Origin of the sequence: Moorena sp. SIO3I8 (assembly GCF_010692325.1) — a bacterium.
Lineage (GTDB): Bacteria > Cyanobacteriota > Cyanobacteriia > Cyanobacteriales > Coleofasciculaceae > Moorena.
The window spans coordinates 148,966-162,659 of the sequence record NZ_JAAHHW010000006.1 but is presented as its reverse complement, the minus strand read 5'-3'; the positions used below and the strand labels follow the sequence as shown (position 1 = coordinate 162,659).

Here is a 13,694-nt window from a genome sequence, read left to right as displayed (position 1 = left end):
TAGCGTTTTTGATAGCGATGAGGTGCAGTAAGGGAGAAATCAGCCATGGTAAAAAAAAAGATATATTGTGGTAGTATAGGTAGAGTAAATCGTAAATCCTTAGGGTTGAGGATAAAGAGGTGGATAAGGTTGCCTCTGATTGCTCTGCTAACAGCATTACTGTGCAATTTAGTACCTCCGGTTTTAGCAAAAATCCCACAAACCTTGAAGGTTGAAGGGTTGGAGGTTGAAGGGGTTGAAGGGTTGAAGGTTGAAAGGTTGAATGTTGAAGGGGATATTGCTCTTAAAGGGACAAACCTGAAACCGGCTAACCTACCCTACTCGAACGCCAAAGGCGAACAAGCTGTTAACTTTAAACCTGATAACTTTAAACCTGCTAACTTTAAACCTGATAACTTTAAACCTGCTAACCTTCAACCTGCTAACTTTAAAATTTCCACGTTACTTAAACAGGGCAAAGGTCTCTACGATTCAGGTAGATTCGCCGAAGCAGTAGATGTTTTAGAACAAGCTCTTGAGAGTAATCAAACTCAGGGAGATCAACTCTCAGAAGCGATGGTGTTAAGTAATCTCTCGTTGGCTTATCAGCAACTGGGATTATGGACTCAAGCCAAGAATGCGATCGCTAATAGTGAAAAAATATTGCGCTCTATAAAAACCACCGATAAGTCTACAGCATACTTACAAGTGCTGGCTCAATCCCTAATGATCAAAGGAAGTATTGAGCTTGGTTCATCAGAAGCAAAAGCAGCAATGGAAAGTTGGGAGCAAGCTGCGGTAACTTATGGTGAATTAGGGGATGAAGCCGGTCAGATTCGGAGTCGGATTAATATAGCGCAAGCCCTACAAGAATTAGGAATGTATAAGCGGGCGTTGAATCTACTCAATCAGGTCGAGGAATCGTTAACTGCTCAACCTGACTCTTTGAACAAAGCGATAGGATTGCGATCGCTTGGAAATATGCGTCAATTAGTAGGAGAGCTGAGCCAATCCCGGGAAACCTTGGAAAAAAGCTTAGAGATTGCCCGAAACTTACCATCGTCTGAAGAGATTAGCGCTACATTATTTAGCTTAGGGAATACAGCGCAGGCTCAGCAAGAATTAGACGAAGCTATTGATTACTATCAACAAGCATTCAATGAGTCTACGGATCCAATCACTAAGCTTGAAGCCCAATTAAATCAACTTAGCTTATTGATCGATACTAAAAGGATAAAGCAAGCCCAAGCATTAATCCCTCAAATCCCGCCCCAACTGGAATCCTTACCTCTGAGCCGCAGCAGTATCTATCTGAGGATTAATTTTGCTCAAAGCCTAATGAAGGATGAAGTCAGAAGTATCAAGGATGAAAGAAATGTTCAGACTTCAGCCAAGAGACTTCAGCTTTCGGCTAAGACTGGGGTTGAGCCTTCTTATGAAATTGCGAAAATCCTAGCTACTGCAGTACAACAGGCTAAAGCATTGGGAGATAAGCGAGCGGAAGCTTATGCTCTTGGTAGTCTAGGTCAACTCTATCAGAAGAATCAGCAGTTACCAGAGTCTCAAGACCTGACTCAACAAGCCTTAAAGTTAGCTCAAGAAATCAATGCTCCAGATATTAGCTATCGCTGGCAATGGCAACTAGGACGTATTTTGAAACAGCAGGGGGAAGAGCAAAATGCGATCGCAGCTTACACCGAAGCAGTTAACACTCTCAAGTCTCTACGGAGTGACCTAGTAGCTGTTAACCAAGAGGTCAGGTTTACATTTCGAGAGAGTGTAGAGCCAGTCTATCGAGAATTCGTGCAATTACTGCTGCAATCAGACAGCAGGAATTCCAATCCCGACAACTTGGAAAAAGCCCGTGAGATCATTGAGTCACTGCAGCTAGCCGAACTAGATAACTATTTTCGCTCAGCCTGTTTAAACGCTACTCCTGTAGTGATTGATCAAGTCATCGACCAAGTTGATACTAAAGCAGCATTAATTTATCCTATCATATTACCAGAAAGCGTGGATATCATTATCCGCTTACCCCAACAACAACTGCGCCACTATAGAACAGAGCTTCCCCAAGACCAAACTGAATCTACTCTGGAAGAACTGCGTAAGTTTTTACAGCAGGTTCATCGACGGGCATTTTTACCAATGTCGCAGCAGGTATACAATTGGGTAATCCGACCGATTGAAGAGGATTTAGCTAACTCTCAAGTAGACACCCTAGTATTTGTTCTTGATGGAGCCTTGCGCAATATTCCCATGGCAGCACTTCACGACGGTAAGCAGTATTTAGTCGAGAAGTATAGTATAGCGCTAACCCCTGGACTAGATTTAATGAATCCCGAGCGCTTAGTCAGGGAAGATATCAAAGTCCTAACGGCTGGGTTGTCTGAATCCCGTCGGGGATCTGTACCTTTGCCGTTTGTAGAAGTAGAGCTAGAGAAAATTAAGGCTCAAGTTCCTAGTGAAATCCTCCTCAATCAGGACTTTACTGAAACCAGGTTTGAAAATTCTTTGGAAGCAGCTACTTTCCCAGTAGTACACATTGCTTCCCATGGTCAATTTAGCTCTGAAGCCCAGAAGACTTTCATTATGACCTGGGATAGTAATATCAATGTTACTGAATTGAAGGAATTACTGCAAACTACAGACCTACGGCAACCCACTCCGATCGAATTACTGGTGCTGAGTGCATGCCAAACAGCAACTGGGGACAAGAGAGCGGCTCTGGGTATAGCTGGTGTAGCGATAGAAGCAGGAGCACGTAGTACCCTTGCTACTATTTGGTTAGTAGATGATGAAGTCACAGCTGTGTTAATGAATCGGTTTTACCAGGAACTTACTGACAAATCAATCTCAAAAGCTGAAGCCCTCAATCGCGCCCAAAAATCAATATTACAAGACCCAAGCTATGAACACCCTTATTTCTGGGCTCCTTATATCATGGTAGGGAATTGGTTGTAATAGCTGAAGCATTCAGTGGTCAGCTATCAGCTATCAGCTGATAGCTGATAGCTGATAGCTTAAAGAAGAGCAGGGTTTTACCAAGGATTACCAACTACAGTAAAAGCCGCCCAATAATAGGGATGGGATAAATTTTCAGAGTTGAGAGATGCTAATTCTGGAGGCAAGGACACATTTGGTCGATCAGTAATACTAGCCAAACTTACCTTTTGTTTCAACATCCCGATCTGAGCTTGTCGCAACGCTTCAGCCTTAATTGGTACAGTTTTAAGAGACTGATAAAATTCATTCATCAGCACTAGGGTTCCACCATCGCTGACAGACCACAAACTAGCTACTGCTGACTTGACATTGGCGCGAACCGCTAATCCCGCAAAGCCTAACTCAGCCTCTTTATCCCCGATGGCAGTTTGACAAGAACTCAGCACCAATAATTCTACCACTGGTGAGTGCCAACGCAATTCAGTGAATATATCTAAAGTCAGTTTACTATTCCAAAACTGAATATAAGACTTGTTTGGTTTTCCCGCCTGGAAGTCTGAATGAGTTGCCAGGTGCAGGATTTGAAAATTCTTATGATATCCCAGTTGCCACTGTAGATTAGTTAGGGTAAAATCTTTATTGAGGAAAGATTTTCCTTGCCAGGGATATTGGGTGATAACAGATAACTCTACTGGCACAGCAGGTAAAGGATTGTGATCATTAAATTCTGATGCTCCCATAGCCAAAACTTGGGAATTTTTCAGGTCGGTATAGACAGTATCTGTTAATTTGAAGGCAGGAATTAGGGCTAAACTATACTTTTCCACCAGAAACTCTTGGCCATCATGTAAGGCAGCAAAGGGCAGGTGGCGTAACCCCCCACCTAGACAAAAAATTAGATTGTTGATGCCTTGAGCTTTAAGGTCTGGTTCCACAGGCTCAATGATCCACTGATAGAGTTGTTGAGCTACTGGTAGATAATGTTTAGAGTGCCTACGAATAGGATTAGTAATAGTTTCGATAAACTCTTGCACTAGACTCAACAGAGCTTCCTTATTGGCTGCGGAGACACGCTTGTGAATGGGCTTACCTTCTGGTGTAATTAATACCAGCTCTAGTTGCTGCGATCGCGGAACCATGTAGATAAGACCAGGCTTTTGACCAGTTTGATTGGTGATTTTGCCAAGAGTATCAGCAATTTCCTCGACAGTGATGGATTGGTCAGGGAAATTGATGTCTAGGTGATTCTGATATTGTTTTTCCCAAGTTTGTTCAATTAAAGGTACTGCTTCTACTACTTGGTTATTGTCCAGGGCTGTTCCAAAGTTGGGGGGATTAACAGCTGGTGATTGAGCAATAGTTTGAGTAAGAGCATTGGAGCCAGTGTGGTTAGACATTGGCTTAGTGACTTGTGCTTGCACCGAAAGAGCACTGATAGTTCCGGTGAAGTGTAGTGTCGCTAGGAACCAGCTAAAGCTAGTCGCTATTCGTTTCATAGTTACCTCACTGAGAAAAGCAAACGTAAGTATTGAGCAAACGTAAGTATTGAGCAAACGTAAGTATTGAGTGATTGCGCTAGGCGCACGTTACACGAACGCATTTACACACTCAGCTTTGGAATCAAGCAAAACTTAGGAATTTGGCTGAAAGTGGCGAATATATAAGTTTTTCTTGACAAACCTCCGTTTTTCGGATTATCATGATTAGGAGTAGCTGAAAGCTAAACGCTAAACGCTGAATACTTACGATTAGAAAGAGCACAATTGACAGCAGATGGATGAAAAACCTAGCTGTCAGAATAGTCAATATTTGTGACTGAAATCAGTAATAGCAATCCTATTTATGGGAATTAGGATTGCTGATTAGGATTGCTCTATAGTACTTATCCGCCTTGAGTTAACTATTTATGCAAGAAAGAAAATTAATTATTCAATAAAGGTATTGCGCTATAGTAACTCAATCCTCTTCAGCTGCTTCAACCCCAAAAACACGGTTAAAGGATTTGAGAACCTTATATCCTGAATCAATCGACTCCAGGGGGTCTTTACGCAAGCGGTGCCGTAAACATAAGGTAATCACCCGGCGGATATCATCCACTGTAACTTCAGTTCGTCCTTCAAATGCAGCCAGAGCCTTAGCCGCACGATTAGTTACAATATCACCCCTGAGTCCATCCACATCCAGTTCTGAGCAAACTTCTGAAATATTCACCCGAAAGTCGTAGTCCATTTCTACTTCAGCAAGTCGCTCTTGAGCCATTACTATCTGTTTCTGTAACGCTTCTTGCTCAGTTTGGTGCTGTTCAATATATTTGTGAGGATTTTGGTCAAACTCTCCCCGTTCTTCCACAATTTTGACTCGCAGCACTGGTTCTTTGACTGTACGGATTTCCGCGTGCATCCCAAAGCGGTCTAGTAACTGGGGTCGTAATTCTCCTTCTTCTGGGTTACCAGAACCTACTAATACAAAGCGAGCAGGGTGGCGAATGGATATGCCTTCCCGTTCTACAGTATTCCAACCACTAGCAGCGGAGTCTAGGAGTACATCCACTAGGTGGTCATCGAGCAGGTTAACCTCATCGACATAGAGGATGCCTCGATTAGCTTTAGCCAACAGTCCTGGTTCAAAAGCTTTGACACCTTCAGATAAGGCTTTTTCTATATCGATTGTACCACAAACCCGGTCTTCGGTTGCTCCTAACGGTAAATCTACCATGGGAACTTTTTTCTTGACCGTTGTCCTAGATGCAGCTGCTCCATTACCATTGCCCATCCAGTCAGGTTCCTGAGGGTCACTGTTGAAAGGGTCTTCAGCAACTACATCGATTTCTGGTAATAAATCAGCTAAGGCACGAATAGTAGTAGATTTGCCTGTGCCGCGATCGCCCATGATCATTACTCCCCCAATCTTGGGATCGATCACATTTAGGAGCAATGCCAGTTTCATTTCTTCCTGACCGACAATGGCAGTGAAAGGAAACACTAGGCGGCGAGTAGTCTTGGGCGCTTGGGCAGTAGGACTCACTGGGATTACTTTATTGTTATGGTTGATTTTTCTCGACGATTACTATTTTGCCATAGTGCGTGCCTTGAGAGTTGATCAGTCTTTTCCGTTTCGACAGGGGGTAATAATATACCCAGTTGTTGCATCTCCTAATACCCAATTAAATTCAGTTCCCCAATACCACCAGTAGGCTGCTACATAAGCGCAGATGATACTATCTAGCTGGTCTTCAGCAGCTTTGAGGGCTTTGCCGGTAGTGGGGATGTGGGGGAAAAACGAACTGCAAAGACTAGAAGTCAGGGGCGAGGATGATAGGGAGTTGAGAGCAGGGGTAAGGGTGGGTAGGGTATCGAGAATATATTGACGAAGTTTGATTAGTTCAGCATGTCTTTCCCTTAGTTTCCCTTTTTTGTATTTGAGAATGCGATTGAGGTTGAATAGCTCAACGATGGCGGGATGGGGGAAGACTTCGATTTGGTAGCGCCCTAGTTTTTGGTGAGTGATAGTTGGGGCATGGATAAATTGCCGTTTTTCTAGGCTCAGACCAAATTCTATAGTGCGCTGGGCGAAGGGGCGTTGGCGGTTGGCGGGATAACACCCAGCATGATAGCGACCAAAGTATTTATGGGTCAGTCTATCCGGTAGACGCATTCCTGTAGGGTTGGGAATCAGGGTAGGAGCGTCTACTGCTACCATGGCGGGTTCTGGAGATGGTGACCAATGGTCTATCCAGTTCAGGATATCTGTGATTGACTCTTTGCGGTCTAAATCTAGCAGGTTTAGGGTGCCGTCAAACCAATCTAAGCAACAAAGACCAGTTGCTCCAGAAGTCCAGCCCAGGTCTATGCCTAAAAACTTCATCACTTACTGTATTTCACAAAAATTAATGAAAATCTGTAACTAGTGTTACTTTTTGTGTTTTTATTTGGTAAATATAGCTACTTTTTCCAAAAATTTTTGTATGATTCAAAATGTAAAGGATTTTAGTGCATAAAAAAATACCAAGTTGCCGACTGTCCCTGCAACTTGGCATGAATAGGAACAATGCACTGCATCCTCAAAGACAACAGTGAAATATCCCTATATTCGTACACATCTATTCTGAGGTTTTAGTCATGAGCATGCAAGAGCTTAGCAGCACAACCCAGTCTCATGTTGTAACTACACACTGGCAGCATCCAGTCAGGATGACTATGCTGATAGTTTTGTGCTCCTTGGTGATGGGGTTAGTGCCGTTTATGTCTATTTCAAATCTTGCCCAGACACAAACCCAGACTCCAATCACCCTTGGTGAGGCAGGTCTTTGGGAAACTCTCGGAGAGCGGAATTAAGAATGGAAGGTTAAAACTTTTAACAATTACCTCAAAACTTTGAGCTTTTGTAAAATCGGTGTTCCTAATGGCTCTTGGTTGGGATTTTGCGATCGCATACTGTCAGTTTCACTGATGGGCACCAAGTTGACAGCACAGGCTTTTAATTCTGGTTCTAGGGAAATGGGACAAGATTCAGGATGGGTCAGAGCATTAGCTTCTGCCTGATTTGCCCACAAAGCTCCCCAGTGCATGGGGGCAAAGACTGTACCAGGAGTAATCGCTTTAGTGACTTGAGCTGGGAAGCGGCAAGTTCCGCGACGCGATCGCACTTCTACCCAACCCCCATCTTTAATCCCCAGCTTCTGGGCATCACGGGGATGAATTTCTAGTAACGGATTGGGGTACATTTTGGTAATTTTCTCAATCCTGCCGGTGCGGGTTTGAGTGTGCCAGTGACCATAGAGTCTGCCAGTTGTCAGAACCAAAGGATACTCTTCCTCGGGGGGTTCTGCCAGTCCTTTAGAATGGAAGGCAGCAAATTTTGCCTTGCTATCTGGCGTATTGAATCGGAAGTCAGTATAAAGCCGTTTGCCAGTATTTAGTGCTGATTGCTGATTGCTCAGTGACTCAGAAGACTCTTGGTTTTGGAACTCCTCAGGGCAGGGCCATTGAATCGGACCGTTTTTCCGTAAGCGCTCGTGACTAAGTCCAGTCATATCACAAAGTCGTCCACGGGTAAGTTGGACAAATTCCCGATAGACAGCGGCAGAGTCAGTAAAGTCAAATTCTTTAGTAAAGCCGAGGCGACGCCCTACTTCCGCAAAGATTTCCCAATCCGGTCTGGCTTCTCCTGGTGGATTACGGAATTGGGGGCAAAAGGTGACAACTCGCTCAGAGTTAGTCATAGCGCCAGTCTTTTCACTCCACTGGGCTGCTGGCAGCAAGACATGAGCATAGGCAGCGGTTTCAGTGGGGTAGTAGGCATCTTGATAGACAGTAAAGGAGGATTTTCTTAGGGCTGCCTTAGTTCGTTCAATATCCGGCATACTCACAGCTGGGTTAGTGGCAGCAATCCACAAGAAACCAACTTCTCCTGTTTCTAGACCTTTGATCATGCTCCAAGCATCAAGACCAGGATTGGGGGAAATTGTCCCTGGCTTGAGTTTCCATAACTGTTCCACCTCACTGCGGTGTTGGGGATTCTTTACTACCCGATAACCCGGTAAGATGTGAGCCAGTCCTCCAGCTTCTCGTCCTCCCATCGCATTAGGTTGACCAGTTAGAGAAAATGGTCCTGCTCCTGGTTTACCAATGTTGCCTGTCATCAGGTGCAGATTAATGATGGTGCGGACTTTAGCAGTACCTTCTGATGATTGGTTGACCCCCATTGACCACAAAGACAGGACACGCTTCGATTTTGCCCAGTAGCGAGCAGCTTCCTCAAGTTCATGCACCGGTATACCACATCTTTCGGCAACGATATCCGGTGGATAGTTGATAATTACCTGAGCGTATGCGGAGAATTCGCTGGTACACTCCTCAATAAATTCAGTGTCCAGTTTACCCCAGCGCAATAGTAAGTGAGCAATACCATTGAGTAAATCAATGTCAGTACCCGGTTTAATCGCTAGATGTAAGTCAGCCAGCTTAGCGGTAGACGTGCGGCGAGGGTCTACCACTATCATTTTAACATGACGATGCTTTTTGTGATACTTACGTAGACGGTTAAATACAATGGGGTGACAGTCTGCTGTATTAGTCCCAATCAAAAAGGCACAGTCAGTTAATTCTAGATCGTCATAGCAGCAGGGAGGACCATCGGAACCAAAACTTTGGATGTATCCAGCTACAGCTGAGGACATACACAGGCGGGAATTAGCATCAAAGTTATTAGTACCGAGACAACCTTTGAGCAATTTCTGGGCAATATAGTAGTCTTCGGTTTGGAACTGACCGGAACCGTACATACAAATTGCTTCTGGTCCTTGGGTGAAACGAACCGTCTGAATCCGATTCACTACTCGGTCTAGGGCTTCATCCCAACTCACTCGCTGAAATGGTTGATCTAGGGAATCCCGCATCATGGGATACTTGAGGCGGTCTTTATCCAAAGACTCACTAACCGTGGCACCTTTGACACAAACCATACCCTGGTTTGAGGGATGAGAGCGATCGCCTCTAACTTTCCAAATCGGATTGCCTTGACTATCTCGATAGGTAGCACGACCAGAACCAGCTGGAGGTAATACTTCCAGACCACAGCCAACCCCACAGTAGGGACAGAGTGTCTTAGCTGAGTCAGTCATGATTTTTACCCCCAATTTTTTTTGAGTCTTTTTAGTATATTTTGTGACTAGATTAAATATTTTTGCAATTAATTTTTAATTAATAATTCTTATATCAAATATCAGCTATTTATAACAAACGTTTATATCAAATCAATCATTAATTAGTTAATCAATTAGTTAGTTCGTTAGTACTTAGCTAGTTACCTAAATTATTTAGCTGATTTATGCTGTTATACGAGCAATCATATCCGATACTTTTTAGCTACCAAAATCTACCAATGGCGGATTCTGGCTCACTAATGCAAGCTGATTTCTCAGCCAGGGGGTATCTCCCAAGGCATGGCCGTAGGCCACGCTGCGCGAACGAAGAAATATTCCCCGAGCGCCATTGATGTCGCGATCCATAGATCGACCATCAATCTTTGATTTGATGATTTGGCTTCCACCAATATTGACCAGTTCACCAGTCCAGCTAACAGTCTTACTGGTATAAGCTTCACAAACATCAACAACAACTTTCCCAGTCTCTTGAGCTTTATGTTTCAAGAATTCCTTGAACCGATAGTGAGCAAAAGTAAGCATATTGCGAACAGTCTTAGACCTAATTTTCCTTTTCTCCTTCCTTGACATCTGAGACGTCTCAAACGTGGGAAGTAAAATAACATCAAAGTTGTCAACTAGGAATTTAGCTGTCTTATGATGAAGCTCATTTATCAGGTTCTGAATCTTGATTACCATTCGTCGAGCAGCTTTTCTCCTTCGACGCTTCTGCCCACCCTTGGCTTTACTAATCCTTGATAACAGGTTGTCTAGATGCTGGCATATTCGCTGAATTCTGGAAAAATCTCCGTGCCCAATCTTTCCCACAGATTTTTCACTAAAAAAAGTAATAAAAGTCCTGACTCCAGGGTCTAAAGCAACCACTCTACCTTGGTTTTCGGCTTTTGTGTTAGTTGCTTCATGGGGAACTACCAGGTAGCAACTCCCGTTAGTGCTAGTTAATCGACAATCACAGATATTGTCAGGTAGAGTCACGAGCATTGGCAATTTCTCCCAGCTTTGTGTGATAGACACCTTTGCTAGACACTGCTGACTTAGGGATATAGCAAGACTGAACAGGGTTCTTACGAGACCTAAATCTTACTCGGTTAATTTGTGAAGTTTTTTTGTATTTTTTCTTGGCCTCCCTAACCGCAGTGCAAGCATCCTTTATCGCTATAGATTTGATTTGATAAGGCACTGCTTTACACCACTCAGGGAGGTCATTTAATATGCCAGTCTTAATAGCTTTCCAATTAGCTTTGGTCTCACCATCAGAGAGTATCTTGACGGTTTTATTGAAAACATAACGGGACACTCCAAACCATTGCCGAACAAGCGAGCGCTGTTCAGAGCTTAGGAACAGTCGAATCTTCTTTGATTTTCTTACCGTATTTCCGGAGTCCGTGAACCCTACAGGAGAAGACGTGAATGATGGACAGAATATCTGCGGTAAGTTCAGATTCGGGGCAGCTTTCAGGTTGACTGAGAACCAGGATTTTTCCACCGTTGAGACCGACCAAGTACTCAATGAGTTCAAACCCGAATCGGGTGAGCCTGTCTCTACAGGCAACAACAATCGTGAGCTGATCATAGCGCACGATTCGCTCCAGTACGGCTCTAAGCCCAAATCTTTAGTTGAGACCTGAGCCGATATCTTTGATGATTTCCGCTTCCGGGAAGAGGGAATGGAGATAGGCGAGAAGTCTGTCGAGGTCGTCTCTTTGAAAGTTGGTACTGACTCGGCAGTAACAGATGGTGTAGTAATGTGACCTGTTAGACTTTGGAGCTTTTCCAAAACGAAGAAGATCTCTTGAGTCAAAGAGTCTAGTCCCGCCTGGCGTTCTTTCGCACCTGAGAGTCCCATTATCTGCGTACTTCCTTAAAGTGTTCCGTGATAGTCCCGTAAGTTCGACCGCCTTAGGTCGTGGTATTAGTCCGTTGTAGATAGTGGTAGATTAGTGGATATTTATAGCAACTGTCACATGCCTCTTTTCCAGAGGCTTTTATGAAAGTTTTCGTTAATTCAAAATCTTGCTCAGTGCTGAAGAGCTGGAAGAGCTGATAGCTAAAGGCTGAGGATTTTTTTACCTTGTTTAATAAGCAATTATTCCGTCGGGTTTGGGGCAATCTTAATTAAGATTGCCCCACTTCTATCTAGATATTTTTCAGCCATCTAGTGTAGAGTGCTTTCAACTAGACCCACCAAGGAACTAGTTCATCACGTCTCCAGTTTCCATAGCAGCTGGGCTAGCAGCAGTAGCGTATTCTTCTTCCCCTTCATGGAGCTCAGCAAAGGAACCCTTAGGTTCTTTCAATACTAGGAAGCACAGGAAGGCAACAACCAAAGCTGTAACACCCAACACCTGGAAGAATATGCGGTTACCCACATCTCCTGCTGGCAATAAACTAAAGATAGTCAGGTAAGCAACAGCACCAACGTTTCCGTAAGCACCCACGTTACCAGCCACCTGACCGGTAATCCGTCGCTTGACCAGAGGTACGATGGCAAAGGTAGAGCCTTCTCCAGCTTGCACAAAGAAGGAACAAGCCATGGTCAGCAGTACCGCACCAGGAAGCCACCAGCCTCCTTTCACCGTACTGAAAATCAGATAGCCAATACCCATACAGAATGTTAGAACTGCCATGGTCATCTTGCGGCTACCCAGTTTATCAGAGATTAAGCCGCCACCAGGACGGGACATCAAGTTCATGAAAGCGTAGCTAGCAGCAATCATCCCCGCTGCTTGTTTACTCAGTCCGAAGGTGCCTTCAAAGAAGGCAGGGAGCATAGAAACTACAGCTAATTCAGAACCGAAGTTAACAACGTAGGTCAACTCTAGAATGGCAACTTGAGAAAAATTGAAGCGGTCTTCAGGAGGATAGCGCTTACGACCTGCTAACAAATCTTTGTTAACTGCCCAGCAGTTGTAAGCTTGGAACAGATACAACCCAAGTAGACCAGCCCAGACGATATATAGAACATTTTGCTCGAAAAAGCCTACTTTATTCAAGCGCCAAGCCAGAACACCAAGAATGATAGATAGAGGAGCATTCATCACCATCAGAAACCAGAAGTCTTTCTTAGTGGTGACTTCCATTCCTCTGGCGCTTTTGGGCTTCTGATAAACTTTGCCTGGGGGAGTATCTTGGACGTTAAAATAATAGAGGACGCCATAGAGAGCAGCGATAATCCCGGTACCAGCAATGGAAAAGCGCCAGTTGAGACCTGGACTGCCAAAGGCTAAAAAAGCGGCAATGGTAGGTAGGGTAAAGGCTGCTGCTGCAGAACCAAAGTTACCCCAGCCCCCGTAAATCCCTTCGGCTAAACCAATTTCTTTGGGAGGGAACCATTCTGCCGTCATCCGGATGCCAATCACAAAACCTGCACCTACGATACTCAGTGCCAAGCGGCTAATCACCAGTTGGCTAAAGTTCTGTGCCGAGGCAAAAGCAATACAAGGTATTGCTGCATACATCAGCAACAGGGAGTAGGTGATTCTTGGCCCGTATTTATCTAACAGCATCCCGATGATGATACGGGCAGGCACTGTCAGGGCAACGTTACAAATTGCGATGGTTCGGATTTGACCTACTTCGAGACCGAAGTCTGATTTCACCTGTGTTGCTAGGGGTGCTAAGTTGAACCACACTACAAACGACAGGAAGAAAGCAAACCAGGTCATGTGGAGGATTTTATACCTACCACGAAAAGACCACATTTCTGCGAGCATCTATATACCTTTCCTCTACTCAAACTACGAAAACAGAAGATTCACGCACCAACAGCATTAGTGATAAAAGCTGAACGTTTGGGTGGATTTAGTATCCTCCAAAAACTACTCCAAAGAATCCCTTTCAAAACAATCCAGCTGATCGGTTGCCATCAACTTGCTGACTGATTAAAGTTACCTATTAGTTTGAATACTATAGCTTATTGGTTTAGGGTAATTCTTTCGGAATTGATTGCTAAAGTACTCGCCCATAGATACTACTTTTCTGAGGTTAACTTAATACTATTGTTCAGGTACTAATAGTTACACCCCTGAAACATAAGTTTCGTATGATTTGTTACAAATTATTTCTGGTGATGAATTAAATGCATAATTTATATTCAATGGTTACA

The 13,694-nt window shown here is 44.0% G+C and carries 10 protein-coding genes; 2 read left to right on the top strand and 8 right to left on the bottom strand.

Features of this window, described 5'->3' with window-relative positions; translation table 11 throughout:
- Positions 1 to 129 precede the first annotated feature (129 nt).
- Complete coding sequence (locus tag F6K51_RS04915) at positions 130 to 2,943, top strand: CHAT domain-containing protein (RefSeq protein ID WP_293018496.1); 2,814 nt, start codon at positions 130 to 132, stop codon at positions 2,941 to 2,943.
- A gap of 77 nt (positions 2,944 to 3,020) precedes the next feature.
- Here the strand turns inward: F6K51_RS04915 and F6K51_RS04910 are convergent, their stop codons facing one another.
- From F6K51_RS04910 to F6K51_RS04900, 3 genes are all read right to left on the bottom strand, one after another.
- Positions 3,021 to 4,421: a CHAT domain-containing protein gene (locus tag F6K51_RS04910; RefSeq protein ID WP_293018494.1), complete on the bottom strand. Its 1,401-nt coding sequence runs from the start codon at positions 4,419 to 4,421 to the stop codon at positions 3,021 to 3,023.
- A gap of 460 nt (positions 4,422 to 4,881) precedes the next feature.
- A complete protein-coding gene (bchI, locus tag F6K51_RS04905) occupies positions 4,882 to 5,949 on the bottom strand; it encodes a magnesium chelatase ATPase subunit I (RefSeq protein ID WP_293018492.1) in 1,068 nt (355 codons plus the stop codon).
- 75 nt (positions 5,950 to 6,024) lie between these two features.
- Positions 6,025 to 6,789: a DUF429 domain-containing protein gene (locus F6K51_RS04900; protein ID WP_293018518.1), complete on the bottom strand. Its 765-nt coding sequence runs from the start codon at positions 6,787 to 6,789 to the stop codon at positions 6,025 to 6,027.
- 254 nt (positions 6,790 to 7,043) lie between these two features.
- On the opposite strand from F6K51_RS04900, the gene F6K51_RS04895 reads away from it, so the two are divergent.
- A complete protein-coding gene (locus tag F6K51_RS04895) occupies positions 7,044 to 7,259 on the top strand; it encodes a hypothetical protein (protein WP_293018490.1) in 216 nt (71 codons plus the stop codon).
- 26 nt (positions 7,260 to 7,285) lie between these two features.
- On the opposite strand, the gene F6K51_RS04890 is transcribed toward F6K51_RS04895, so the two are convergent.
- From F6K51_RS04890 to F6K51_RS04870, 5 genes are all read right to left on the bottom strand, one after another.
- Positions 7,286 to 9,547: a nitrate reductase gene (locus tag F6K51_RS04890; protein ID WP_293018488.1), complete on the bottom strand. Its 2,262-nt coding sequence runs from the start codon at positions 9,545 to 9,547 to the stop codon at positions 7,286 to 7,288.
- Positions 9,548 to 9,787: 240 nt separating this feature from the next.
- The gene (locus F6K51_RS04885) at positions 9,788 to 10,570 is read right to left on the bottom strand and encodes a transposase (RefSeq protein WP_293018486.1); all 783 of its coding nucleotides are present in this window, start codon (positions 10,568 to 10,570) and stop codon (positions 9,788 to 9,790) included.
- Positions 10,551 to 11,162: a helix-turn-helix domain-containing protein gene (locus tag F6K51_RS04880; RefSeq protein WP_293018516.1), complete on the bottom strand. Its 612-nt coding sequence runs from the start codon at positions 11,160 to 11,162 to the stop codon at positions 10,551 to 10,553. The genes F6K51_RS04885 and F6K51_RS04880 overlap by 20 nt, the downstream gene beginning before the upstream one ends.
- 40 nt (positions 11,163 to 11,202) lie before the next feature.
- Positions 11,203 to 11,502, bottom strand: coding sequence for a MerR family transcriptional regulator (locus F6K51_RS04875; protein WP_293018514.1), 300 nt, complete (start codon positions 11,500 to 11,502; stop codon positions 11,203 to 11,205).
- A 279-nt stretch (positions 11,503 to 11,781) separates the two neighbouring features.
- The gene (locus tag F6K51_RS04870; RefSeq protein WP_293018484.1) at positions 11,782 to 13,302 is read right to left on the bottom strand and encodes an MFS transporter; all 1,521 of its coding nucleotides are present in this window, start codon (positions 13,300 to 13,302) and stop codon (positions 11,782 to 11,784) included.
- Positions 13,303 to 13,694 lie beyond the last annotated feature (392 nt).